We start from the raw sequence: 23,455 nt of genomic DNA, 5'->3' as shown, positions 1-23,455 counted from the left end.
TCCGGGGGCTTGCCCGGTGGAACGGGGCGGCCTGTGCGGGCGCAGTTGTAAGCCGGGGCGATTTTCCTTACGGTAAAGCGACAGGGATATGCCGACAGACGGGGCGGCCGGGCGAGAACATGCCGTAGCGGCCGTTTCGCCGGGGCGGCATGCTTCAGGGCGGCGCCAGCGCCCGTTTTTCCGGCCCGCCCTCGACAGACCCGTCCCGAGTCTTATTATGAAACCCAGGGTGCGGCGCAGCGGCGTCGTCTATCATATAAAAAGTTTGAATCGCAGAAGAAGCGGGATATGACCGAACCGATCCAAAATGAGGAGCAGGAATCCGGAGTGGGGCTGGCCGACGAGGTCCGCGAGCCCAAACGCTTCAAGGTTCTTTTGCACAACGACGATTATACGACCATGGAATTCGTGGTCAAAGTGCTGATGCGGATTTTCCGCAAAACCGAGGCCGAGGCCGTCCAGATCATGCTGAACGTGCATAACAAGGGCGTCGGCGTGTGCGGGGTCTATACGGCGGAAGTGGCCGAACTCAAGGTGTCCCTGGTGCGCCGGTTGGCCCGCCAGAACGGATATCCGCTCAAATGCAGCATGGAAGAGGTCTAGATGTTAAGCAAGACACTGGAAAGGGTGCTGACCAACGCCGTCAAGGAAGTCAAGCGCCGCAATCACGAATACCTGACCCTGGAGCATCTGCTGTATGCCGTGCTTCTGGATGACTCGGGCAAGGACATCCTGACCGGCTGCGGGGCCAACGTGGTGCGTCTGAAAAATCAGCTGGAGCGGTTTTTCCTGGACCACATGGAAGTCCTGCCCAAGGAGTCGCCCACGGAGGTGGTGCAGACCCTTGGGGTGCAGCGGGTGTTGCAGCGGGCCATCATGCAGATGCAAAACGCCGGGAAAAACCAGGTGGAGGTGGGGGACGTCCTGGCCGCCCTGTTCGACGAGGAGGACTCCTACGCCGTCTATTTCCTCAAGTCCCACGGCGTCACCCGCCTGGACGTGCTGGAGTCCATCTCAAGCGGTCAGGGGGCCGAGCCCTGGCGGCAGGACGGCCCGGAGCAACGCCCGGGCGAGTCCCCGGAGCAGAAGCCCGGGGCCACGGCCCTGGAACAGTTCACGGTCAATCTGGTGCAAAAGGCCAAGGAAGGGCGGATCGATCCCCTGATCGGCCGGGTTCCCGAGCTTGAGCGGACCATCCAGGTGCTCATGCGCCGCCGCAAAAACAACCCCATCTTCGTGGGCGACCCGGGCGTGGGCAAGACGGCCATCGCCGAGGGCCTGGCGCTGAAAATCGTCAACGGCGAGGTGCCGCCGGTCTTCGCCAATACCGAGATCTACGCCCTGGACATGGGCGCGCTTCTGGCCGGGACCAAGTACCGGGGCGATTTCGAGGCCCGGCTCAAGGGCGTTTTGTCCGAACTGGCCGGCAAGCCCGAGGCCATCCTCTTCGTGGACGAGATCCACACCATCGTGGGGGCCGGGGCCACCAGCGGCGGCACCCTCGACGCCTCGAACATCCTCAAGCCCGTGCTGGCCTCGGGAACCCTGCGCTGCATCGGCTCCACCACCTACGAGGAATACAAGAACCATTTCGAGAAGGACCGGGCCCTGTCCCGGCGCTTCCAGAAGATCGACATTGCCGAGCCCAGCCGCGAGGAGGCCGTGGACATCCTGAAGGGGCTGCGTTCGGCCTACGAGGCCCACCATGGCGTGCGCTACACGGATACCGCGGTCAAGGCCGCCGTGGACCTGTCGGCCCGGCACATCAACGACCGCTACCTGCCCGACAAGGCCATCGACGTCATCGACGAGGCCGGGGCCGTGCATCGCATCTCGGGCAAGACCGGACGCGGCTTTATCGGCGTGGCCGACGTGGAGAAGGTGGTGGCCAAGATGGCCAGGATTCCGGCCCAGCGGGTCACCGGGTCGGACAAGACGCGGCTTGAGAACCTGGACCGCGAGCTGCGGGCCGTGATTTTTGGCCAGGACAAGGCCATCGGCACCGTGTCCAAGGCCATCAAGCGTTCCCGGGCCGGGTTGTCGGCGGAGGGGAAGACCACCGGGGCCTTCCTCCTGGCCGGTCCCACCGGGGTGGGCAAGACCGAGCTGGCCAAGCAACTGGCCAACGTGCTGGGCGTCAACTTCGTGCGTTTCGACATGAGCGAATACATGGAGAAGCATGCCGTGTCGCGACTTATCGGCGCGCCCCCGGGATACGTGGGCTTCGACCAGGGCGGCCTTCTGACCGACGCCATCCGCAAACACCCCCACAGCGTGCTCCTTCTCGACGAGATCGAGAAGGCCCATCCGGACATGTTCAGCATCCTGTTGCAGGTCATGGACTACGCCACCCTGACCGACAACAACGGCCGCAAGGCCGATTTCTCCCACGTCATCCTGCTTATGACCACCAACGCCGGGGCCCGGGAGATGTCCGCCAAGAGCATCGGCTTCGGCGACGCCGACACCCCCGATGACCGTTCGGACCAGGGCAAAAAGGCCCTGGATCGCCTGTTCAGCCCGGAGTTCCGCAACCGTCTTGACGGCATCGTCACCTTCAAGTCCTTAAGCCCCGAGGTCATGGACCGCATTGTGGCCAAGTATCTGGGCGAGCTCAACGACCAGTTGCACGACCGCAGGGTCGTCGTGACCCTGACCCCGGCCGCCGTGGCCCTTTTGGCCAAAAAGGGCTTCGATCCGACCTACGGGGCCAGGCCCCTGGCCCGGGTCATCCAGGCCGAGATCAAGGACGTCCTGGCCCACGAGCTGCTTTTCGGCTGCCTGCGCCAGGGCGGCGACGCCGTGGTGGACGCCCCGGCGCCTGCGGACGCCCCGGCGCAGGCGAACGCCGCAGCCGGGATCGAGACCGTCAACGACGCCAGCGCCGTGGCCCCGGAAGGGTCGTCCTTCCTTTTCACCTACGTGCCGCGCGAGTCCGGCCGCCGCAAGGTCGTCCAGTAACCCCGCGCCATCTGTCATCCTCCTCCTGCGGGGCCGTCATGGCCCCGTGGGGGACAACCTGATGGCGGCCTTCCATGCCCATCTACGCCCTGTCCGACGACCCAGGCGACCTGCGTTTTCCGCCGCCGCGCCTGGCCGAGCCCGGCGGGCTTTTGGCCGTGGGCGGGGATCTGTCCGTGCCGCGCCTTATTGCCGCCTATTCCCAGGGCATCTTCCCCTGGTACGACGACGACAGCCCCATCCTGTGGTGGTCGCCGGACCCCCGGCCCGTGCTGTTTCCGGCCGAACTGCATGTGCCGCGCCGCCTGGAGCGGCTTTTACGCCAGAACCGCTTCGAGGTGACCCTGAACACGGATTTTTTGGCCGTGATCACGGCCTGCGCCCGTGTTCATCGTCCGGGACAGCCCGGAACCTGGATCACGGCGGAGATGGTCGCGGCCTATGTGGCCCTGCACCGGGCCGGCTTCGCCCATAGCGTGGAGGCCCGCCAGGACGGGGTTCTCGTGGGCGGGGCCTACGGCGTGGCCCTGGGGCGGGCTTTTTTCGGCGAGTCCATGTTTCATCTTGTGCCCGAGGCCTCCAAGGCGGCCTTTGTGACCCTGGCCCGGCATCTGTATGCCCGGGGATGTTCCTTCATCGACTGCCAGCAGACCACGGAGCATATGGCGCGTTTCGGCTGCCGGGAGATACCGCGCGAGGAATTTCTGCAGCTTGTGCGCGCGGCGTTGGGGCTTCACGGCGCAGGGCGGGGCGAAAAGGGGCGGTTTTAGGGGAAAAGCGGCGCCCGGCTGGCCAGGATGGCGTCCCTGTCGCTGTCCGGCCTCGCCTCGGGCCGGGGTTGAGGCCCGCCGGGAATCTGGGTAGGCTTTCGTCGCCACGCCGCCACGAAAGCCTGATAGGGCGGATGCGGCCGTGTGGCGAAAATCCCCGGGGCCGCCCGTCGCAGCGGTCCCGCAACACCCTGGAGGTTCCCATGACCACGACGAAAATGGGCGTCATGGATGCCATTTTGGCCCGGCACAGCGTGCGGGCCTTCACCTCTGCGCCGCTTGCCGAGGCCGAGATCGCCTCGCTTCTTGAAGCGGCCCGGCTCGCCCCGTCCAGCCTCAACTCCCAGCCCTGGCGCTACAAGGTGGTCACCGACCCGGCCGACAAGGCCTTTTTCGCCACCAGCCTGGCCACCCGCTCCCAGGGATTCTTGGCCGGGGCGGCGGCCATCTTCGTGTGCTGCGCCGATCTGGCCGGTTACGTGCGCGACTCCCAGGCCGCCGCGTTTTTTTATCGCGACAAAAACCTCGTCACCGGCGACACCATGGACGGCATCGAGGCCTACGTGGCCCATGAGGAAAGCGCCCCGGATATGGCCCGCTTCGGTGCGGCGGCCATGAATGTGGGGCTGGCCAACGCCTTTCTCATGTTGCGGGCCGTGGAGATGGGGCTTGGGATCTGCTGGGTCGGCATGTTCAACGAGACAGCGATCAAGGAGCGGTTCGGGATCGACCCCGCCCTGCGGGTGGTGAACCTCCTGGCGGTGGGCCATCCGGCCCCGGGCGACCCCGCTCCCCGCGTGCGCAAACCCCTGTCCGCCATCCGCCTGTAATCCGAAAGGCCCAGCGCCGCCCGGCGAGTCCGGCGGCTTCGCGGCGGCCGTCCGTCACAAAGCGAACGCCCCCTGCGGCGAACCGGAGGGGGCGTCGGCCTTTTGCGGCCCGGGAAGAACGTCCGGGCCGAGACGTCCGTTATTTCACCTGCACCGTGATCTTCCCGAGCAGCCCCGAGGCCATAAGCGACGGGTCGTACATGGCCTCCACCTGGGGCGGCGGCACATGGAACGTCCCCGGCGTCACCGCGCGCAGCAGGCTGAAATGGTTGCGCCACTTCTCGTCCGGGAGGTCGGCGAACACGTTGACCCGGTCCCCCCGGTAATCCACGTAATCCGCCTCCAGATCGTCCCCGGTCATCCAGGGCAGCTTCTCCGTGGTGTCCAGACGCGGGTTCTCCACCTCGACGCCCGTGGGCAGCAGGTTTTGGAGCACCAGGTTTTCCACCGCGCCGGACAGGCTGCGCACGGAGGTCTTCTGCACCAGGAGGGTTCCCTGGGGCACGCTTTCCCCGGATAGCGGATTGCCCTGGCGGTCCAGGTATTCGCGCACGATCTCAAGTCCGGCCCGCTCGGGCTTGTAGGCCGACATCAGGGGCACGCCGCGCGTCTCCACGCTGAAAAAGGCCGCCCCGGCCTCGTAGCCGCCGTCCATCTCGATGCGCAGCACCCCGGCGTCGGGAATGCCCCGCAGGGACAAGGGTTTGTCGGAAGAAAAATCCGTCAGAAGCGTCGAACCGGCGTACAGCTTGCCGGAAAACGGCTTCTTGGCCGCCTGCTTCGCATAATACTTGCCAAGGGCCACGAAGGCGAAGGCCGCCTCCTGGGTGGAGGGATGGCGCACGGCGGCGAAGAGCCGGGCCGTGTCCGCCGCGAGTTTGGGCAGTCGCGAGTCCTTGGGCGCGGCGTCGGTCAAGGCCGCCAGATACAGGGCCTTGTCCCGAAGCGGCGAATCCAGGGCGCCGCCGGTTAAGCGTTTCACGGTGTCGGCTGGCGGCGAACCGGCCAGCAAGGCGCTTGCGGCCTTCTGGTTGCCCACGGCGGCATAGGCCGCGCCCAAAAGCCCCCGGGCGTCGGCGGGCAGGCCGTCGCTTGCGGAGTCGCGCAGATAGTCCATGGCCCCGATGTCCGCCTTGCCCGCCCGGGCCAGGACGTACAGGGCATAGGCCGAGACCTTGGCCCCGCTTCCCTCGTCCTCGCCCCCCTGGTCATCGCTGGCGGCGTTTTTGGCCAGCCCGGCGAGAAAGCGCAGGGCCCGGCGCAGGGAGTCCTCATCTACATGGTAGCCCGCCGCCTTGGCCTCCACCAGGAAATGGGCGGCATAGACGCTGGGCCAGTCCACGGCCTCCCGGCCGCCCGGCCACATGGAGAAGCCGCCGTCGTAGATCTGCATGCTCATCAGGCGCTTCACGGCGGCCTGGACCATGGCCGCGGGTTGGCCGCCGGGCAGGATGTCCGGGGCCAGAACCTTGGCCAGATCGGCGAAATACAAAAGGGGAAAGGCCTTGGACACGGTCTGCTCCACGCAGCCGTGGGGATAGGTCAGCAGTTCGCGCAGGTTTGCGGCGAAGCGCAAGAGGGGTTGGCGGCCGATGAAGATGTCGCGGCGCGCCGTGCCCGGCACGAATCCGGCCGCAACGTCATTGAGCTTGGTCGAGGCGCTCTCCAGGCCGCCGGACTGGATGTCCGAGCGGGCCGGGAGCGGGGAGCGGGCGAAGAGCTCCTGGCTGGCGGCAGCCTTTTCGCCGTTTCCGGAAACGGTCACGGCAAAGGTGGCCATGCCTTCCCCGGGACCGGTGGCCACCGGGAAAAACAGGGTCTTCTCCTCACCCGGGGCCAGGGACACGGACTTTTGGGGGGCGGCGCAGGAGGCCGAACCCGTGACGGCAAGCGTCACGGCGAAGTCTCCGGGGCCGGGGGTGTCGTTGCGCACGGCCACCGGGATGTCCACGGTCTCCTCCAGGGACAGGAAACGCGGGAAGCTCGGGGACACGGACAAGGGGCTTTTCACCCGGGTGACGGTCTCGGCCGCGCCGAAGCGGCGGCCGTCGGCGGCCACGACCATGATGCGCACCGCGCCGCGAAATTCCGGCACGTCGAAGCTCACCCGGGCCTTGCCCTGCCCGTCGGCCACGACCACCCCGGACCAGAAGGCCACCAGCCTCGAGGCCGGGCTTTCCGAGCGCAGGAATTTGCTCAAATCCTCCAGGGAGTCGCCGCCGCCAGCCAGGGACTTGCCGTGCAGCGGCGGCACCTCGGGCAGAAGCAGGGAGAAGATGTCGTAGGACTCCACCCCGAGCTGCCGCTTGGCGTAGAATTCGCCGTAGGGATCGGGGGTTTTTTGGGCAATGAGCTGCAAGATGCCCTCGTCCACGGCGGACACCGTCAGGGCCGCTCCGGAACGGGTGGTCACGTCGATAACCAGGGGCGTCCCGGGGCGCATCTCGGCCGGGGAGGAGGCAATGACCTCCAGGCGGCCCTCGGCCCGGTCAACGTACAGGGGCGCGGCCCCGAAGGCCCTGGCCACGGAACCGGACGAAAGGTCGGAGGCCTTGCGTACCAACGTGGCGGTCACATAGGCGTTGGGCATGTATTCGGGTTTGACCGGAATGCTGATCTGGCCGGTGTTGCCCGGCATGTCCATGACGAACGCCTGGCGCACCTCCTCGTTTTCCACGGTGACCAGCATGCGTCCGGCAAAGGGGGCGCGCACCTGGAAGGTGGCGGTCTCTCCCGAGGCGTATTCCTTTTTATCCGGCACAAGCTCGATGCGGGCCGGATTTTCCAGGGCCCAGGGCGAATAGCCGAAGCCGCCGCAGAAAAATTCCACCTGGCTGGCGGCCCCGGTGGCCGTATCCGTCAGCACCACGCGGTAGCTGCCCACGGTCGGCGGGGTGAAGGTCACGGTCCCGTGGCTGGCCCCGGCGGCAATGGTCTTGGCGTCAAGCAGCCTGGAATCGCGCACGGAATCGTATTTGAAACTGCCGCCCGGATCACGGCGCAGCACCGTCTGCCAGTCGTCCTTATAGAAGCGGGCCTTGAGCTCCCCGGCCTTGGCCTCCTCCCCGGCGGCGGATACGTTCACGAAATCCAGGACCAGGGGTTTGCCCGGCTCCCGGCCTTCTCGTTCCAGGCGCTTGAGCCCGGGATAGGACGGATAGGCATGCACAGGCACCCGGGCCATGGCCGTCACGCCGCGCCCGCCGCCCTCGCGCACCCGGGCGGTGATGACCGCCGACAGCGCCGCCGGAGGCCGGACGTCCCGGGGCAGCTCGGCCTCGAAGGTCTGTGCGCCGTCCGGGCCCAGGGATTCGTCGCTTTGGAAAAATTCCGTGTCCTCGAAAGAGCGCTCGGGGTCGCCGAAGGAATAATTTTCAAAACCCTTGGGGGTAAACGGGGCCTTGGTCAGGCGCACCCGGGCCTCCACGGGCAGATCTGCGGCCGGGGCGCCGAACAGGTAGCGGCTTTTGACCGAAAACCCGAGCCTCTCCCCGGGCAGGGCCATGGTCTGGCCGGGCTCGACGCTGACGCTGATGCGGTCGGGCACGAAATCCTCGACCTGGAAACGGTATTCGCCGATCTGCTCCTTGCCCGCCAGGAGTTCGAGGACATAGGGACCGGTGATGAGATAGCCGGGCAGCGGCAGGGAGAAGGAGGCCATGCCTTTGTCGTCGGTCTTGACCACGGTCTCCCCGAGCTTGCGGCCCTGGGGGTCGGTCTGGCGAAGCGTCAGCGGCATGGAGGCCGGGGTCTTTAAGCTCGCGTCGCGGACCATGGCCACGCCGTTTAAGGTCTCTCCGGGGCGGTAGATGTCGCGTTCGCCGTAGAGGAAGGCGGTGTAGCCGGTCTTGGACAGCATCCGGCCGTCCACGTCCATGCCCGTGGTGTCCGTATGGAAGGAGTCGAAGAGCAGGAAGCTGAAGTCGGCGCCCTTTTCCACGGTGATCAGGTAGGGCTGGTTTTTCTCAAGAATTTCCGCAGACAGGGTGGCCTGGAAAAGTCCCGAGGCGTCGGTGGTTCCCCGGGCGATTTCCTGGTTCTGGTCGCTTATGATGCGCACCGTGGCGCCCTGGACCGAGGCCAGGGTGGAGAAGGAGGCCGTGAAGACCAGGATGTCCGCATTGCCGCGCTTGGCCACGATGCCAAGGTCCGTGATGAGCACCAGACGCTGATCGCCCTCGTACTGCCCGGGCAGGGTCAGGGCCACCCGGTACAGGCCCGGGGTCTGCTGGGCGATGTATTTTTCCAGGTTGACGGGGGTGGTGACGGCCTTGTTTTGCGGCCCGGTCAGGGACAAGGTGACCTTCTGCAGCCGGTCGCCCAGGCTGTGGCTCAGGTATTGGCCGGTAAAGGACTCGTCCATGGCCGAATAGTCGAAATTGAGGAAGGCGAACAGGTTGTTTAAGTAGACCCGGTCGATGACCAAGTCCGCCGTGTCGGTGTTGACGCTTTTGACGGCCAGATTTTTATAGCCCGAGCGGGACAGAAACATCCCCTGGTCCTTGAAAACGGCCAAGGGATCGAGGTCCGGAACGGAGACCGGCTCCGACACGTCCTGTTCGAGCATGGCCCCGTCGGCGGCGGCCAGGCCCTTGCGCAGGGTCACCTGATAGTCCCGGCCGGGGATGAATTCGCCCGTCACGATGAGATCGCCCTCTTCGGAATGGATGCGCCGGGCCACCTCCGGGGTGATGGCCAGATGGTCCTCCAGGGCCTTGGCCGCAACCGGCGTGGAAAAGTTGATGCGCAGCACGCTGGCCTCGCCCTGGCTCTCGGCGTTTATGGCGTTGACTTTGAGCACCGTGTCCAGAACCACGGGCACCGTCGTTTTGACCTCCCGGCCAAGGGGGACGCCGCCTTTCTCGGGGACGGTCTCGGGGGAGATCACCAGGGTGATGTCCCGGGCCTGGGTCTTCGCGGCGATGGGGTCGCTGATGAAGGCCAGCTTGCGGCCGGGGGAACTGTCGGGGATGTAGAAGGAGACGGGATCGCCGTCGCCGCGCAGGGGGTCCAGGATTTTCAGATGTTCGAGCAGGGCCTCGGGGTCCACTGCACGGTTGAAGACGGCCTCGCCCTCGATGCGCACCATGCCGGGCGCCTCCTCGGCGGCGGATTCCAGGTGGCCCGTCAGGCGCGTCAGCTCGAAGACGCCGTGGGCGGCGGCGAACTTCGTCTCGCCCGTCAGACGTTGGGGGGCGGTGACGATATGGTCCGGCTTTATGGTTATGGCGTAGCTTTTGGCCGTGGCGAAGGGTTCGGACGGCTCGAAACGCAGCATGAACGGGTTGATCCAGGTCCAGACGCCGGACACGGACGGGGAAATGGCCGCAGGCTCCTTGGCCGGGCGGCTCCCGGCCGTGACTCCGGCCACGGGGTGGTCGAAGGCGATGAGCAGGGCCCGTCCCTGTTCGGCCTCAATGGACACCCCGGCCACGGTCACGTCGTCGGGTGCGGCCGCCACCGGCGCGGGGGAAACCGCCGGGGGAGGGGTGGGCGTGCGCAGGCCCGAAAGGGACACGAACTGGGCCACGACGATGACGGCCAGGACCACGATGAGCTGGATTTTCCAGTCTTTGTACCACGGAGTGCGTTCGGGCGCGGTCATGCGGGCCAACCTCGTTTCTGCATTGAGACGGTGTTGAGCGCGCAAAGTCGTGGTGCGCGTTCGAAGCGGCGTCGGCTTGCGGGGACGACGCCTGCGGTCGACGCCGCACGCCCCACGGGCCAGTACCGCGCGACACTAGCAACAAGGGCTGGGGCGAGGCAAGGCGACCGGGGGGATAAGAAAAAAATCAAAGACTGTGAGGAGATCGGGAGGCCGGGGAATCTGGGTTCGGCGGCCTCCCGAGACGACACGGATCAGCCCCAGAGGAAAAGGCCGGTGGCCTCGTCGAACACCCGGTGTTTTTCCGGCCCCTCGGCTGTCTGGAAGACCGCCTCGGCCGCGAAGATGCGGCAGCCGGGCATGGCGTGGCCGCCAAAGGCCGCGCCGGTGGCGTCGCTTAGGGTCAGATGCAGATGCACAAAGGGTAGGCCTTCCTTGAGGGACACGCTGCCAAGTCCGGCCAGCACCTCCACCGGCTTGTCCACCTCGTGGGAGACATAGCGGTGCTCGTCCTGGAGATAAAACCCCAGGCTGGCCCGGGTCAGCGCGCCGATTACCGAGACCGTGGCGTGGGTGACGCCCTTTTCGCGACAGATGGCGTCCAGGGCCTCCAGAAGATCGGCGTCCTTGGGCAAGCGGAAAAGATGCGGCGCGCTCATGTTTAGAGAATCCTCCGTTTTAAGAGTTCCGTCCGTTTTTTGAAAAGTTCCTCAAGTTTGGCCAGTTCCTGTTTCTGTTCCTCGGACTTAGCCAGATCCTTGACTTTTTTGATCTGAAACTCGGCCTGGCGTTCGTTGTTTTCATAGACGGCGGCATAGGCCAGATGCAGATGGGCCCGGAACAGATCGCCGGATTGCCCGAGCATCTGGCCGTAGGCGGTCTGTATCTCCGCGTTGTCGGGGAAATTCATGCGCACCCGGTTCATGTAGGGCAAGGCCTGGGCGAAATGGCCGGTCTGGGCCAGAAGCCGGGCATATTCGAAAAGGGCCGTCAGGTCGTTGGGATTTTTTTCCACGGAGCGCTTGAGATAGTCTTCGGCCAGTTCGTAGCGCCGGGACTTGATCTCGAAGCGGCCGATCTCGCGCAGCCACAAGGGGTCTCCCCCACCGCAGGCCATGGCCTCGTCAAAGGCCGTCCTGGCGGCGGCGATGTCGTGGGTGCGGCCCGTGGCCACGGCCAGTCCGAGCTTGTCCAGGCAGGTCATTTTGGCCCCTAGTCCCCGGTAGTATCCGATGGCCTTCGGGGGGTCGTCGTAGCGGGCCCGGATGATGGTCTGGGCGCGAAGGAATTTGCCGTCGTCCTGCCTGCGGTCGCGGATGGCCTTGGGCATCTGGTTGATGCGGTCTTTGAGGTAGCCCAGCCGTTCGGTGACATCGGGGTGGGTGCTTAAGTAGGCCGGGATGGTGGCCTGGCCCTTGAGCCAGCGCATGCGCCGGATGGTCTCGAAGGCCCCGACCATCCCCTGGGGCGGATATCCGGCGGCCACCAGATAGTTCATCCCCACCTGATCGGCCTCGCGCTCGTCCTCGCGGCTGTAGCCCAAATACGTCTGGACCGCGGCCGCCTGGGAACCCAGGATAAGCGCGCTTCCGGCCTCGGGAGCGCCTGCGGCGGCGCCCAGGGCCAGTCCGGCCACCATGCCCACCAGTTGGCCGATGGTCAGGGTGGTCATTTTTTCATATCGGCTGGCCAGATGGCGCTGGGTGACGTGGGCCAGTTCGTGGGCGATGACCGCCGCCACCTCGGATTCGTGGTTCAGGTTGAGGATGAGCCCGGTGAAGACGAAGACGTAGCCCGCCGGGGCGGCGAAGGCGTTTAAGGCATTGTTCTGGATGACCCCGATGGTCAGGGGGAAGGGCTGGGGCGGCATGGACTTGGCCACCCGGTTGACCATGTCCGTGACATAGGCCTGGATCTCGGCGTCGTCCACCAGGGGGAGCTGGGAGCGGACCAGGGCGTTGAATTTTTCGCCCAGTTCCCGTTCATCCTTGAGGGTGAACTCGAAAAGTCCGGCCTGGGCCTCGCGGGGAGATGTCGGCCATGCGCCCGGGACGAAGCGTCCCGCCACAAGGCACAAGATGACCGCCACGATGGCGGCCGTACGGCGAAGTGGGGTGCTCATGTCCTTTCCTTACCGCCGTTGGCGAAAGAAGAAAAGGGCGGGGTGGGGGAGTTTTCATTGCGGATGATCCCAACTGTGACCTGTGCAGCGGTTGATATGTGTTATTACGGGAAACTTGCCGATATATTCGTATGCTGGCGTCAAAAGTATTGTTTAGTTTATAATTAATATTTAAAAATAAGTTGACATCGGAGTTTTTGTCATGGATAGGAGAATATTATTTATACGTGCAAACAGCTGGGGGGCAAATGTCCGATGTGCTTCCATATTTACTGATTGCCATTCTGAATGTGGGCTCACTCTTCCTTTACTTTACGGGGGATAAGATAGGGAGCTCTGACGGAGAAAGCAAAACAAAATGGTATAAAGGGATAGCCTTTGTATGTATAATATTAATCGGAGGAGTACTGTCTGTGATTACATATTTTCAATCTCAAAGTGAAGGTGATATAAGGCATTATGATGTTGTAAATAAACTTGATGAGACAATAGATAAACTTGAAATACAAAATATAAAGTTAGAAATTAGCGTTGATAAGGGCAAACATACGCTTGATACGTTACTGATGACTCTTGATGAAGTAATCAATGCAAAGGAACAGATGCATATATTAAAAAATAATAGTGATAAGTCGTTTAAAGATATAGTCAAGCGGATGGTTGCTATGAATAATATATGCATACAAAAAGCAGATTTGATAGATATAATGATCAAAAGGCCAGAAATTGCAAGAAATGTCGATCTTGCGGGGGAATTACAGGGAGTTGTTTCAGATATACGTAATGCCAAGAAAATGGTCGGAGATGTAAGCGGGAATGACGTGAAGAATCGTGGTTTACTAGAAAGAAGTTCCCGACCAATTACTAGAGTGCCGACAAATTGATATGTATATAACCTTTAAATTATTGGAGGGCGTATGAAGTTTCTTCTTCCTGTGTTGCTTGTTTTGATAATCGTTCCAGGGTCTGGCTATTGTCAGAGTTACGAAGTGAAGGTTGGTGCAGAAAATAATTGTTGCGCAAGCATTCAAAACAATAAAGAAAGATGCTTGAGCAACGCTGTCAAATTAAAATTAGAACCTGGGCAATACAAAGCGCATCCGACTGGTGGAGCAGTATCACGCTATCCGTCGAATAAAGATGCAACATTGCGGAAGACACAGCCGTGGTTTTGGCTTGTCATGGTCTTTGACGGGAAGGAAGAATATTTTCTTGGAAGTGAGGTAAAATACCCTGATGCCAAAGAGGCTTTTGTGAAAAATGCCGATGAGGTTGTGGATATAAACCTGAGTGTCCAGACAACACTGTATTTTTATCTAACTGATGAGCACGAAGGGATGGATAAATGCTCAGGTAACAGAGGAGAAGCTGTACTTGAAATTGTTAAAATAAAATAAACTTCGGACAGCAAAGGCATCAAAGACATTTGTGTGTGGGTGCTTTTTTGCGGAGCGTGCTGTTGTACAGTCAGACTCACAATAGAATACGATGCAATTCAGTAAATAAGAGCATTTGATGCAACCAAACCCCTTTCAGTCACGCTGAAAGGGGTTTGCGCTTTCACAACCCTAGCGGTTCATGAGGTCCAGAAACTCGCGGTTGTTTTTGCTGCCGCGCATCTTGCCCAGCAGAAACTCCATGCTGTCGATGGGGTTCATGGGGGCCAGAAGCTTGCGCAGGATCCACACCCGGTTGAGCACTTCTTCCGGAAGCAGCAGTTCTTCCTTGCGGGTGCCGGAGCGGTTCATGTCGATGGCCGGGAACACGCGCTTCTCCGCGAGATGGCGGTCCAGATAGATCTCCATGTTGCCCGTGCCCTTGAACTCCTCGAAGATGACCTCGTCCATGCGCGAACCGGTGTCGATGAGCGCCGTGGCGATGATGGTCAGGGAGCCGCCGCCCTCGATGTTGCGGGCCGCGCCGAAAAAGCGCTTGGGGCGTTGCAGGGCGTTGGCGTCCAGGCCGCCGGAGAGCACCCGGCCGGAGGAGGGGGTCACGGCGTTGTAGGCCCGGCCCAGGCGGGTGATGCTGTCGAGCAGGATGACCACGTCTCGCTTGCGTTCGACCAGGCGCTTGGCCTTCTCGCTGACCATCTCGGCCACCTGGACGTGGCGCTGGGGCGGCTCGTCGAAGGTGGAGCTGACCACCTCGGCCCGCACGGTGCGCTCCATGTCCGTGACTTCCTCGGGACGCTCGTCGATGAGCAGCACGATGAGGTAGGCCTCGGGGTGGTTGGCGTTGATGGAGTTGGCGATGGTCTGGAGCAGCATGGTCTTGCCGGTGCGCGGCGGGGCCACGATGAGCCCGCGCTGGCCATGGCCGATGGGGGCCAAAAGGTCGATGACCCGGGAGGAATAGTTCTCGCCGCCGTTTTCCATGACGAACCGCTGGTTGGGGTACAGCGGGGTCAGGTTGTCGAAGAGCACCAGGTTTTTCGAGGCCTCGGGGGGGGCGAATCCGATTTCGCCTACGCGCAAAAGCGCGAAATAGCGTTCGCCCTCCTTGGGGGGGCGGATCTGGCCGGAGATGACGTCGCCTTTGCGCAGCCCGAAGCGGCGGATCTGGGACGGCGAGACGTAGATGTCGTCGGGACCGGGCATGTAGCTGTACATGGGGGAGCGCAGGAAGCCGAATCCGTCGGGCAGAATTTCCAGAACCCCTTCGCCGAAGATCGAGCCGTTTTGCGAGGCGCAGTTTTGCAGGATGCCGAAGATCAACTCCTGCTTGCGCATGCCGCTCGGATTCTCGACGTTGTAGGTTGTTGCGAGCTCCATGAGCTCGGGCATGCTTTTGAGTTTCAGTTCCGAAAGATTCATTCCTTACTCCGTACAAAGGGGCGTTGTATGGTGCACAGCCGTGGAAAAGAGAGGGTTTTCCCGTAAAAAATCCGAATCGATCCTGACGAAATATGCGATGGCTCTCTTGGCGCGGAAACGGTGCAGCGGAGGTGCGTTCCCCGCAGATGCCAACGGTAGTGTAAGCGGAATGACGCTCGCGGAAAAATCAAGCTCCAGTCGCTGTTGCCTTCGCGGAAGTGTCAATTCTGTAAAAAAGAACCGGATTTGGAGGGGGCACTGCTTGGCGGCCCGGGGTGTTACTTATACAATTTGCGGGCACTGTCAAGCGGGATGTGCCCTTTTTGACGTCCTGCGCGCCCCGCCAGGTCACTCCACGACTTTGGGCTGGATCACGTCGGCGAACAGTTCGTTGATGACCGCCTTGACCTCGTCCTGCTCCTGTGAAAGGGACAGGCTCAGCTCCAGGGTCAAAAGTCCGGTGGCCTGTTCGAGCAGGCGGCGTTCGCCGAAGGACAATTCCTTGTTCTGCCCGATAAGCAGAAGTTCCTTGAGAACATAGGCTACATCGGCCAGATCCCCGCTTTTGAGCTTTTCGGAATATTCCCGATAGCGGCGGTTCCAATTCTGCCCTGTGTAGCCGGTGAAGTCGGAACGGTCTTTCAGGGACTCGATGATGGCCCGGCCCTGGTCTTCGGTACACAGGGGACGCAGGCCGACATTCTGGGCGTTTCGCACCGGCACCATGAGCGTGACGTTGTTGCTCAAAATGCGGACGATAAAAAAGTCCGTCGTCGCCCCCCCGATGTCCCGGGATTCGATGCGTTCCACTTTGCCCACACCCTGGGCGGGATAGACGACTAGCTGGTCAACAGAAAACACCGTGGGGCTCCTTTGCGAGTCGAGAAGAAGGGAGGATGCGTCCAGTGTTTTTTCTAAATAACGCAATGGGCGAAAATAGTCCATGTCTGATTCAGGCAGGCTGGCGGCGGTCATGCGGGGTTCGCGGGCGGCGTATGGTTGATCTGGCCCGCCTGCCGTTTGGCCGTCTCCAAACCCTCAGTCAAAAAGAGCGTCGCCAGCCGGGCCGCGTCCTCGGCCACGCGCATGGCGATGGCCCGTTCGTACTCCGGGAAGCGCTCCAGCACGTAGCCCTTCACGTCGCGCCCGGGGGCGGGGCGGCTTATGCCCAGGCGGATGCGCACGTAATCCGGGGCGCCCAGTTCCCGGGTGATGGAGGCCAGGCCCTGGTGCCCGGCGTCGCCGCCGCCGCGCTTGATCCGGATGCGTCCCAGGGGCAGATCCAGTTCGTCGTGCATCACGACCACGTTCTCCGGATCGATCTTGTAATATCCACACAGATAGGAGGCGGCCAGTCCGCTTAAATTCATAAACGTCAGGGGTTTCGCCAGCAAATGCGGCCCTCTGGCCGGACCCGTAAGCGTCAGGTGAAACAATTCGACATCCTTGCGCGACGAGATGCGCGAGGCCTGGCCTTGCTCCCGCAGGGCGTCCGCAGCCCAGAAACCCAGATTGTGCCGGGTCATGGCATACTGGGGACCGGGGTTGCCCAGTCCCAAAATCAGGGAAGTGAACGCCATGGCAAGCGGGGGTTGTGATGCGGCCGCAGGGCGAGTCCCGGGCCGGAAATATCGTTCGTCGCCATCATGTGCGTACGAGAGGGCGGAAAACGAGGCCGCGCGTCTGCGAACACCCGGCGCGGCCCGTCCGGCATGAAGCGATGCAAAGGAGGCGACCCGGACAGGGCCGCCTCCGGATCAGGGCGATGATCAGGATTCGGCCGTGGTCTTTTCTTCTTCCTCGGCCTCGAACACCACACCCACCACGGCATAATTGTCCTCGTAGACGGCCTTGACGCCCTCGGGCAGGACCAGATCGGAGACGACAATGTTTTCATTGGTGTCCAGGGCCGACACGTCGATGGTCACCATGTCCGGGATGGACAGGGGCAGGCACTCCACCTCGACCATGTCCCGGAAGATTTCGAGCTTGCCGCCGAGCACCACGCCCTTGGCCTTGCCGGTGACCACCACGGGCACGGACACCCGGATGACCTTTTCCAGGTCCACGCCGTAGAAGTCCACATGGGTGATGCGGGGCTTGGTGGGGTGGCGCTGGACGTTCCAGATGAGCGACGGCCGGGTCTGGGGGCCTTCCTCGCTCTCGATCACCAGATCGAAAACGTGGGAGGAGCCGGTCTTTTCCCGCAGCTTGGTCAGGGGCAGTTCGGCGACCATGACCGGAATGTTGGTTCCCTTGGAGTCATAGAAGATGCCGGGCACAAGGTTCTCGACGCGCAGCCGCCGACAGGCGCCTTTTCCCTTCGTAGCGCGGGGGGTGACCGCGAGGGACAGTTGCTCTTTCATGGTGGTTCTCCTTTTCGATTCCGGCGCGGCTTTCGCGCCCGGCGTGTGATTTATTAGGTGAAAAGCACGCTCACCGAAGACTCGGTGTGGATGTTGTGGATGGCCTTGGCCAGAAGCCCGGCGATGGACAGCACCTTGATCTTGGAACAGCACTTGGCTTCTTCGCTCAGGGGGATGGTGTTGGTGGTCACGATCTGGGAAAACGACGAGGCCTCCAGGCGTTCGATGGCCGGGCCGGAGAGCACGGGGTGGGTGGCGCAGGCCATGACCTCCCGGGCGCCGTTTTCGAGCAGCACTTGGCCGGCCTGGACGATGGTCCCGGCGGTGTCGATCATGTCGTCCAGGACCACGCAGACCTTGTCCGTGACGTCGCCGATGACGTGCATGGCCTTGGCCTGGTTGGGGGCGTCGCGGCGTTTGTCGATGATGGCCAGCCCGCCCTCAAGACGCTTGGCGAAGGACCGGGCCCGTTCCACGCCCCCGGCGTCGGGGGAGACGATCATCAGGTTGTCGCTGTGGATGCCCTTGAAATATTCGGCCATGATCGGCGCGGCATAGAGGTTGTCCACGGGCAGGTTGAAAAAGCCCTGGATCTGTCCGGCGTGCAGGTCGATGGTCAAAAGGCGGTTCATCCCGGCCACGGTCAGAAAATCGGCCACCAGCTTGGCGCTGATGGGGGCCCGGGGGGCCACCTTGCGGTCCTGGCGGGCGTAGCCGTAATACGGCACCACGGCGGTCACCCGGTGGGCGCTGGCCCGTTTGAGGGCGTCCAGGATCAGGCACAGCTCCATGAACAGAAAGTTCACGGGCTTGCAGGTGGACTGGATGACGAAGATATCCGAACCCCGGACGTTGGCCCCGATCTCCACCCGAATCTCGCCGTCGCTGAAGGTGCTCACCTTGGAGGGCAGAAGCGTGCAGCCCAGGTGGTCGCAGATGGCTTCAGCCAACGCCGGATTGGACGTGCCGGAGAGGATTTTCAGATCGCCTTGGGCCATGGAGTTTTGCCTCGATAGTGGTGTGCCGGGGGCGGACCTTGCGGCGCGCCTTTGACGTCCGCTCCGTCCAGCCACGGCCGGATGCGGCGTTCCCGCGTGGCGTCCGGCCCGCCAAGGGCGTGTGGGGCCGGGCACGAAATATGGCTGGGGCGGAAGGATTCGAACCCTCGAATGCGGGGACCAAAACCCCGTGCCTTGCCAGCTTGGCGACGCCCCAGCAAGTACCGGACAATCCCGGAAAAAAAGCGCCGCAAAGCGGCGTCAGGGAAGAACCAGTCGTCCGTCAACGCCCTGGCGGACAAGCTCGGCCACGGCCTGGCGGGCCTTTTCCCGATCCCGGAACAGTCCGAACATGGCGGACCCGCTGCCGCTTAAGGCCGCACCCGATGCGCCCAGGGAAAACAGGGTTTCCTTGAGACGCCGCAGATCCGGCAGGGCCGCAAAAACGACCCCTTCAAAGCTGTTGAACAGTGGCAGCCCGGTCACGCAAAAGGGTCGTATATTTCGGTGAAATGCGCTTGTCAAGTGACTTTCCGAGGCGGGGGCGTCGTTTCCTGACTGTTCGTCGTAGGTCCGGTAGGCCCAGGCCGTGTTCACCCGCTGTCTGGGGCAGACCAGAACCAGGGCGAATCCGGAAAGATCGAGGGGAAAAGGCGACAGTTTTTCGCCGATGCCCAGAGCCAGGGCCGGACCGTCCTGGAGAAAAAAAGACACGTCCGCGCCCAGGCCTGCGCCCAGGGCCGACAACTCCCGGGCGGACAGGGGTTGTGGGGCGTGGCCGTTGAGATAGGCCAGGATGCCTGCGGCGTCGGAACTGGCTCCGCCAAGTCCCGAACCGGCCGGGATGCGTTTGTCCAAAAAAACGTCGAGGGCTGGGAAAAAACCCGTGTTTTCGCCGTAGGCCCGGTAGGCCCGGGCCACGAGGTTGTCCGGGCCGTCCAGGGCCGGGTCCGAACAGGCAAGCGTCAGGCCGCCGTCCCCGGGCAGGGGGCGGATGACCAGTTCGTCCGCCGGTTCGGGCAGGGCCAGAAACAGGGTCTCCAGATCGTGATAGCCGTCGGGGCGGCGCCGAAGGATGCGCAGATGCAGATTGATCTTGCACGGCGCGGCCAGGCGGGTTTCCCCGGCGGGAGCGGTGGAGGCGGTTTGTGTCATGGAGGGGTGATGAAAACGCGGGACGGGGAGGGCCCCGTCCCGCGCTCAATCGTTGTCCTACTTGCCGTCCGTCACCGGGATGGTGCGGAACAGGCTTTGACCCTGACGCTTGATCAGGAGCATGACCACGCCCTTTTTCCGGCCGTCCTCCTTGACCGCCTTGGTGAAGGCGTCCACGGAGGTGACCGCGGTCTGGTTGATCTCCAGGATCACGTCGCCGGGGCGCACCTCGGCCTCTTCGGCGGCGGAGCCTTCGGCCACGCCCGCCACCAACAGCCCCTGGGGCTTGTCCATGCCCAGGGCCTTGGCCTCCTGGGCGTTCATCTGGCGCAGGGAGAGCCCCAGCATGGTCTCGCTGGCGGTCTCATCCTCGCCGTTTTGCATCTCGCCCTGGGCCAGGTTCTTGGAGTCGCGCTCGCCGAGGCTGACGCTGATCTTGCTCGTGGCCCCCTTGCGCAGGATGGTCAATTCCGCTTTTTCGCCGGGCCGGATGGCCGCCACCTTGCGCAAAAGCGCGTTGGTGTCCTCAATGTTTTCGCCGTTGATCGCCGTGATGACGTCGCCGGTCTTAAGCCCCGCCTTGTCCGCCGGATCGCCGGGGATGACCGAGGTCAGAAGGGCGCCCTTGGTGTCCTTCATGTCCAGGGCCTTGGCGGTGTTTTCGTCGATGTTCTGGATGGTCACGCCGAGCCAGCCGCGCTTGACGGACTTGTTTTCGCGCAGCTGGGTGATGATGTCCTTGGCCATGTTGCTGGGGATGGCGAAGCCGATGCCCTGGCCCGAGGCCACGATGGCGGTGTTGATGCCGATGACCCGGCCGTCCAGGTCCAAGAGCGGGCCGCCGGAGTTGCCGGGGTTGATGGAGGCGTCGGTCTGGATGAAGTTGTCGAAGGGACCGGCCCCGATGATGCGCCCCTTGGCGGACACGATGCCCACGGTGACGGTGTTTTGCAGGCCGAAGGGGTTGCCGATGGCCACCACCCATTCCCCGACCTTGAGCGCCCCGGAGTCGCCGAATTCGAGGTAGGGCAGGTCGTTTTTCCCTTCGATCTTGATCAAGGCCAGATCCATCTCCGGATCGCGGCCGATGACCTTGGCGGTCAGGGGCTTGTCGGAGTCGCGCAACAGCACCTTGACCTCGTCGGCCTGGTCGATGACGTGGTTGTTGGTCACAATGTAGCCGTCGCGGGAGATGATGAATCCCGAACCCAGGGACCGCTGCTTGGGGCCGCGCTCACGACCCTGGGGACCGCCGTTGGGGCCGCCCTGGGGGCCGCCTTGGTTGCCCTGGGGGCCCTGGGGACCGAAGAAGCGGTCGAACTGATCGAAAAAGTCGTCAAATGGCGTGCCTTTTCGCGGCATCTGCTGGAAGAAGTCGCGCAGCTTGCCCTGGTTGTTGATGGTTTTGGTCGTGGAGATGTTGACCACGGCCGGGCCGGCCTTTTCCGCCAGGGTGGTGATCTCCGGAAGAGAGGAGGCCACGGCGGAGGCGGCCAAAACGAAGATGGCGAGAATCGCCAGGACGGACGATTTCAGCGTGCGGATCATGTGGTTCTCCTGGGCCGCGCGGCGTGTTCTCATGCCCCCGCAAAGGGGATGCGCCGGGGCCTGCGGGTGCGTTCGCGCATCGGGCATGTCCGGGGGATATCCCCGGACAGGGCGCGTGGCGCACCGGCGATTAGAAATTTTATACGCCACTCCCGGTCTTGTAAACCGGCCCCGCCTGGACGCCACACCTGTCGCGGAGTCGTCGCGGGAGGCCGTTTTTTGGCGCGCTTTAGCGCCGCCGGGGCCTCAGCCGTCGCCGCCATCTTGACAAGCAGGGCGACGAAAAATACTATATCAGATTCGGGCTTCGTCAAGACTGGCCGCCGCATTGCGCCTGGCGGCCGCCCCTTCCGGCTCGTGCTCCCGTAGCTCAGGTGGATAGAGCGATCGCCTCCTAAGCGATAGGCCGCAGGTTCGAATCCTACCGGGAGCACCAGGCATGTCCCAGGGACGCGGTTTGTTGCTGCGTCCCTTTTTTCGTTCGTCAGCCGGGACAAACCCCTCCATCAAGAAACGTGCCTTTGTGCATTTTCCACATTCTGCCGGGATTTGTCTTCTTTTTTTACCATCTCGGAGGATTATTTGTGCAGATTGTTGCACGTTTAAAGTGCAGACATGTGCAGGGTGCGGTTTGGAAAGGGTGTCCGGCCGGAACCGCCCGGAACCGAAGAATGCGGGAAACGCCATATCCGGCGCGGAGTTCGCCGTGCCGACGTCCGTGCCGCATAGGCCGTTTTCATTGACGCGGCAGGACGAATACCTGTAAAGAAAATGATACAGATGGGCCGTGGGCTTGTCTCGGCCGCGCCGTACGCCATCCTCCCGCGATGGCGGCGGTCTTCGCCAAACGTCGTTTCACGTCCTTCCCAAGGGGGATTTAGCGATGAGAACTCCTGCGGCGGCGTGTTGTCTGGTGTTTCTCTTTTTTTTCTGCCCGACGGCGCGCGCTCAGGAATCCGGCCCGGTGGGGCATGCCCAGCACGTGGCCGGAACGGTCGAGGCCCGCGGCCCCGGGGGGGACGCGCGCCTGCTGACCCCCACGGCCTGCGTCTACCGGGCCGATGTGCTGCATACGGGCAAGGCCTCCCGGGCCCAGTTCCAGTTTTTGGACCAATCCCTTTTGGTCATGGACGCCGAGAGCGCGCTTGCGCTGGCGGACTATGTCTACGCCTACGACAACCCCCCCGGGAAAAATGCCATGCTCTTCACCGGTTCCGTGGGCGTTTTCCGGTTCATCACCGGAAAAATGGCCCAGAAGCGCCCCGAGAGCTTCAAGGTGCAGACCCCGCTTCTGGACATCGGGGTGCGCGGCACGGACCTGGGGATTTCCGTCACGGCCGGTTCCGGGCAGGTCTCCGTGCTGTCCGGCGGCCCGGCCCTGGTTACGGACAGGGAGTTCGGGGCCACGGTGGAGGCGCCTGCGGGTACAAGCGTGTCCAAGGAGCGCGGCAAGGCCATGGGGGCGCCGGAGGCGACGCCGTCGGCGGTCGGCGATGTTTTCAAAAATCTCTCGCCCGCTCCCGCCGATCCCCAGGTCGGCGGCGGATGCTGAAAAAACGGCCCTTCAGGCGTAAGGAGAACGATCCATGCGAATCACCCCGTTTTTTTTCGCCGTCGCGGCGGCGTTTCTGATCCTGGCCGTGGGGGCGCTTGAGGCCCGGGCGGAGAAGGACATCACCAATCCCCTGACGGGCGAGGTGGTGGTCATGAAATTCGCCAAGACCCCCAGCGCCCGCGAAGTGACCAAGACCGGCCAAAAACTCGGCCGCAAAACCCTGGAAGTCGTCTTATCCGCCGCCGCCCCCGGGCAGGCGGCCAAGCTGGCCGGATGTCTGTCCGGCTCGAAATAGGGGGGATGGACATGCCTCAGCGCCAAAGCCCTCTGCGCCGGGCGGCCCTGGCCGTCATGGCGGCCCTTTGCCTGGCCGGGATGTGGGGATGCCAGGCCGGAAAAACCACGTCGGCGGGAGTATCGGGCGGGGCGCCTTCAATGGCCGCCCCGGCGGCGACGGCCCCCGGCGGCCAGGACGCGGCGCTTCTGGCCCGGGTCAAGCCTTTTTTGGACTGCGCCTATGCCGCCTTCGTCTCGGCCCAGGCCGGGAAAAAGCCCTACCGGCCCGAGGCGGCCACGGACGCCTGCGCCGCCTGCTCCACCCTTTTGGAGCCGTTTCGGGAATATGTCTTCGAGAAGACCGGGGACAAGGACTACGTGGCGGAACTGGTCGCCGTGGTCGAGGATCACGCCGTCAGCGTCATGGAGCAGGCGTCGGCTGCGGCCAGATAG

At 63.3% G+C, this 23,455-nt stretch carries 19 protein-coding genes and 2 tRNA genes; 10 read left to right on the top strand and 11 right to left on the bottom strand.

Annotated features, from left to right (window positions below):
* Window positions 1-288 precede the first annotated feature (288 nt).
* The 4 genes from clpS to V3572_RS07175 all read left to right on the top strand — a co-directional run bounded on the left by clpS (window position 289) and on the right by V3572_RS07175 (window position 4,561).
* A complete protein-coding gene (gene clpS / locus V3572_RS07190) occupies window positions 289-603 on the top strand; it encodes an ATP-dependent Clp protease adapter ClpS (protein ID WP_332110301.1) in 315 nt (104 codons plus the stop codon).
* Window positions 604-2,961, top strand: coding sequence for an ATP-dependent Clp protease ATP-binding subunit ClpA (gene clpA, locus V3572_RS07185; protein ID WP_332110300.1), 2,358 nt, complete (start codon window positions 604-606; stop codon window positions 2,959-2,961).
* Between the two features lie 74 nt (window positions 2,962-3,035).
* Window positions 3,036-3,731, top strand: a complete 696-nt coding sequence (gene aat / locus V3572_RS07180) for a leucyl/phenylalanyl-tRNA--protein transferase (protein WP_332110299.1) — start codon at window positions 3,036-3,038, stop codon at window positions 3,729-3,731.
* Window positions 3,732-3,934: 203 nt separating this feature from the next.
* On the top strand, window positions 3,935-4,561 hold the full coding sequence (locus tag V3572_RS07175) for a nitroreductase family protein (RefSeq protein WP_332110298.1): 627 nt from the start codon (window positions 3,935-3,937) through the stop codon (window positions 4,559-4,561).
* A 139-nt stretch (window positions 4,562-4,700) separates the two neighbouring features.
* Here V3572_RS07175 and V3572_RS07170 read toward each other — a convergent pair whose 3' ends face one another.
* The 3 genes from V3572_RS07170 to V3572_RS07160 form a co-directional block, all read right to left on the bottom strand.
* Window positions 4,701-10,166: an alpha-2-macroglobulin family protein gene (locus V3572_RS07170; protein ID WP_332110297.1), complete on the bottom strand. Its 5,466-nt coding sequence runs from the start codon at window positions 10,164-10,166 to the stop codon at window positions 4,701-4,703.
* 254 nt (window positions 10,167-10,420) lie between these two features.
* The gene (locus tag V3572_RS07165; protein ID WP_332110296.1) at window positions 10,421-10,825 is read right to left on the bottom strand and encodes a PPC domain-containing DNA-binding protein; all 405 of its coding nucleotides are present in this window, start codon (window positions 10,823-10,825) and stop codon (window positions 10,421-10,423) included.
* A gap of 2 nt (window positions 10,826-10,827) precedes the next feature.
* Window positions 10,828-12,288, bottom strand: a complete 1,461-nt coding sequence (locus tag V3572_RS07160) for a beta-barrel assembly-enhancing protease (protein WP_332110295.1) — start codon at window positions 12,286-12,288, stop codon at window positions 10,828-10,830.
* Between the two features lie 248 nt (window positions 12,289-12,536).
* On the opposite strand from V3572_RS07160, the gene V3572_RS07155 reads away from it, so the two are divergent.
* Together V3572_RS07155 and V3572_RS07150 are read left to right on the top strand one after the other, a co-directional pair.
* The gene (locus V3572_RS07155; protein WP_332110294.1) at window positions 12,537-13,172 is read left to right on the top strand and encodes a hypothetical protein; all 636 of its coding nucleotides are present in this window, start codon (window positions 12,537-12,539) and stop codon (window positions 13,170-13,172) included.
* A 33-nt stretch (window positions 13,173-13,205) separates the two neighbouring features.
* Complete coding sequence (locus V3572_RS07150) at window positions 13,206-13,685, top strand: hypothetical protein (RefSeq protein WP_332110293.1); 480 nt, start codon at window positions 13,206-13,208, stop codon at window positions 13,683-13,685.
* A 171-nt stretch (window positions 13,686-13,856) separates the two neighbouring features.
* On the opposite strand, the gene rho is transcribed toward V3572_RS07150, so the two are convergent.
* From rho to V3572_RS07110, 8 genes are all read right to left on the bottom strand, one after another.
* Window positions 13,857-15,104 carry a transcription termination factor Rho gene (gene rho / locus V3572_RS07145; RefSeq protein WP_332110292.1) on the bottom strand — a complete coding sequence of 416 codons (1,248 nt, stop codon included), beginning with the start codon at window positions 15,102-15,104 and terminating at the stop codon, window positions 13,857-13,859.
* A gap of 348 nt (window positions 15,105-15,452) precedes the next feature.
* A complete protein-coding gene (locus V3572_RS07140; RefSeq protein ID WP_332110291.1) occupies window positions 15,453-15,965 on the bottom strand; it encodes a CarD family transcriptional regulator in 513 nt (170 codons plus the stop codon).
* 110 nt (window positions 15,966-16,075) lie between these two features.
* Window positions 16,076-16,684, bottom strand: a complete 609-nt coding sequence (gene pth / locus V3572_RS07135; RefSeq protein WP_332110290.1) for an aminoacyl-tRNA hydrolase — start codon at window positions 16,682-16,684, stop codon at window positions 16,076-16,078.
* A 189-nt stretch (window positions 16,685-16,873) separates the two neighbouring features.
* A complete protein-coding gene (locus tag V3572_RS07130) occupies window positions 16,874-17,470 on the bottom strand; it encodes a 50S ribosomal protein L25/general stress protein Ctc (RefSeq protein ID WP_332110289.1) in 597 nt (198 codons plus the stop codon).
* 53 nt (window positions 17,471-17,523) lie between these two features.
* Entirely contained in the window at window positions 17,524-18,468 is a 945-nt protein-coding gene (locus tag V3572_RS07125) for a ribose-phosphate diphosphokinase (protein WP_332110288.1), read from the bottom strand.
* Window positions 18,469-18,609: 141 nt separating this feature from the next.
* Window positions 18,610-18,685 (bottom strand) — tRNA-Gln (locus V3572_RS07120).
* A gap of 44 nt (window positions 18,686-18,729) precedes the next feature.
* Window positions 18,730-19,623, bottom strand: a complete 894-nt coding sequence (gene ispE, locus V3572_RS07115) for a 4-(cytidine 5'-diphospho)-2-C-methyl-D-erythritol kinase (protein ID WP_332110287.1) — start codon at window positions 19,621-19,623, stop codon at window positions 18,730-18,732.
* A 57-nt stretch (window positions 19,624-19,680) separates the two neighbouring features.
* Window positions 19,681-21,171, bottom strand: coding sequence for a Do family serine endopeptidase (locus tag V3572_RS07110; RefSeq protein WP_332110286.1), 1,491 nt, complete (start codon window positions 21,169-21,171; stop codon window positions 19,681-19,683).
* A 359-nt stretch (window positions 21,172-21,530) separates the two neighbouring features.
* On the opposite strand from V3572_RS07110, the gene V3572_RS07105 reads away from it, so the two are divergent.
* The 4 genes from V3572_RS07105 to V3572_RS07090 all read left to right on the top strand — a co-directional run bounded on the left by V3572_RS07105 (window position 21,531) and on the right by V3572_RS07090 (window position 23,455).
* Window positions 21,531-21,607, top strand: a tRNA-Arg gene (locus tag V3572_RS07105).
* A 447-nt stretch (window positions 21,608-22,054) separates the two neighbouring features.
* Window positions 22,055-22,723: a FecR family protein gene (locus V3572_RS07100; protein ID WP_332110285.1), complete on the top strand. Its 669-nt coding sequence runs from the start codon at window positions 22,055-22,057 to the stop codon at window positions 22,721-22,723.
* A 34-nt stretch (window positions 22,724-22,757) separates the two neighbouring features.
* Window positions 22,758-23,021 carry a hypothetical protein gene (locus tag V3572_RS07095; RefSeq protein WP_332110284.1) on the top strand — a complete coding sequence of 88 codons (264 nt, stop codon included), beginning with the start codon at window positions 22,758-22,760 and terminating at the stop codon, window positions 23,019-23,021.
* A gap of 11 nt (window positions 23,022-23,032) precedes the next feature.
* Window positions 23,033-23,455 carry a hypothetical protein gene (locus V3572_RS07090; RefSeq protein WP_332110283.1) on the top strand — a complete coding sequence of 141 codons (423 nt, stop codon included), beginning with the start codon at window positions 23,033-23,035 and terminating at the stop codon, window positions 23,453-23,455.

Origin of the sequence: Desulfolutivibrio sp. (assembly GCF_036584575.1) — a bacterium.
GTDB lineage: Bacteria > Desulfobacterota > Desulfovibrionia > Desulfovibrionales > Desulfovibrionaceae > Desulfolutivibrio.
The sequence above is the reverse complement of the archived record's forward strand: the minus strand, read 5'-3'. Positions and strand labels throughout refer to the sequence as shown.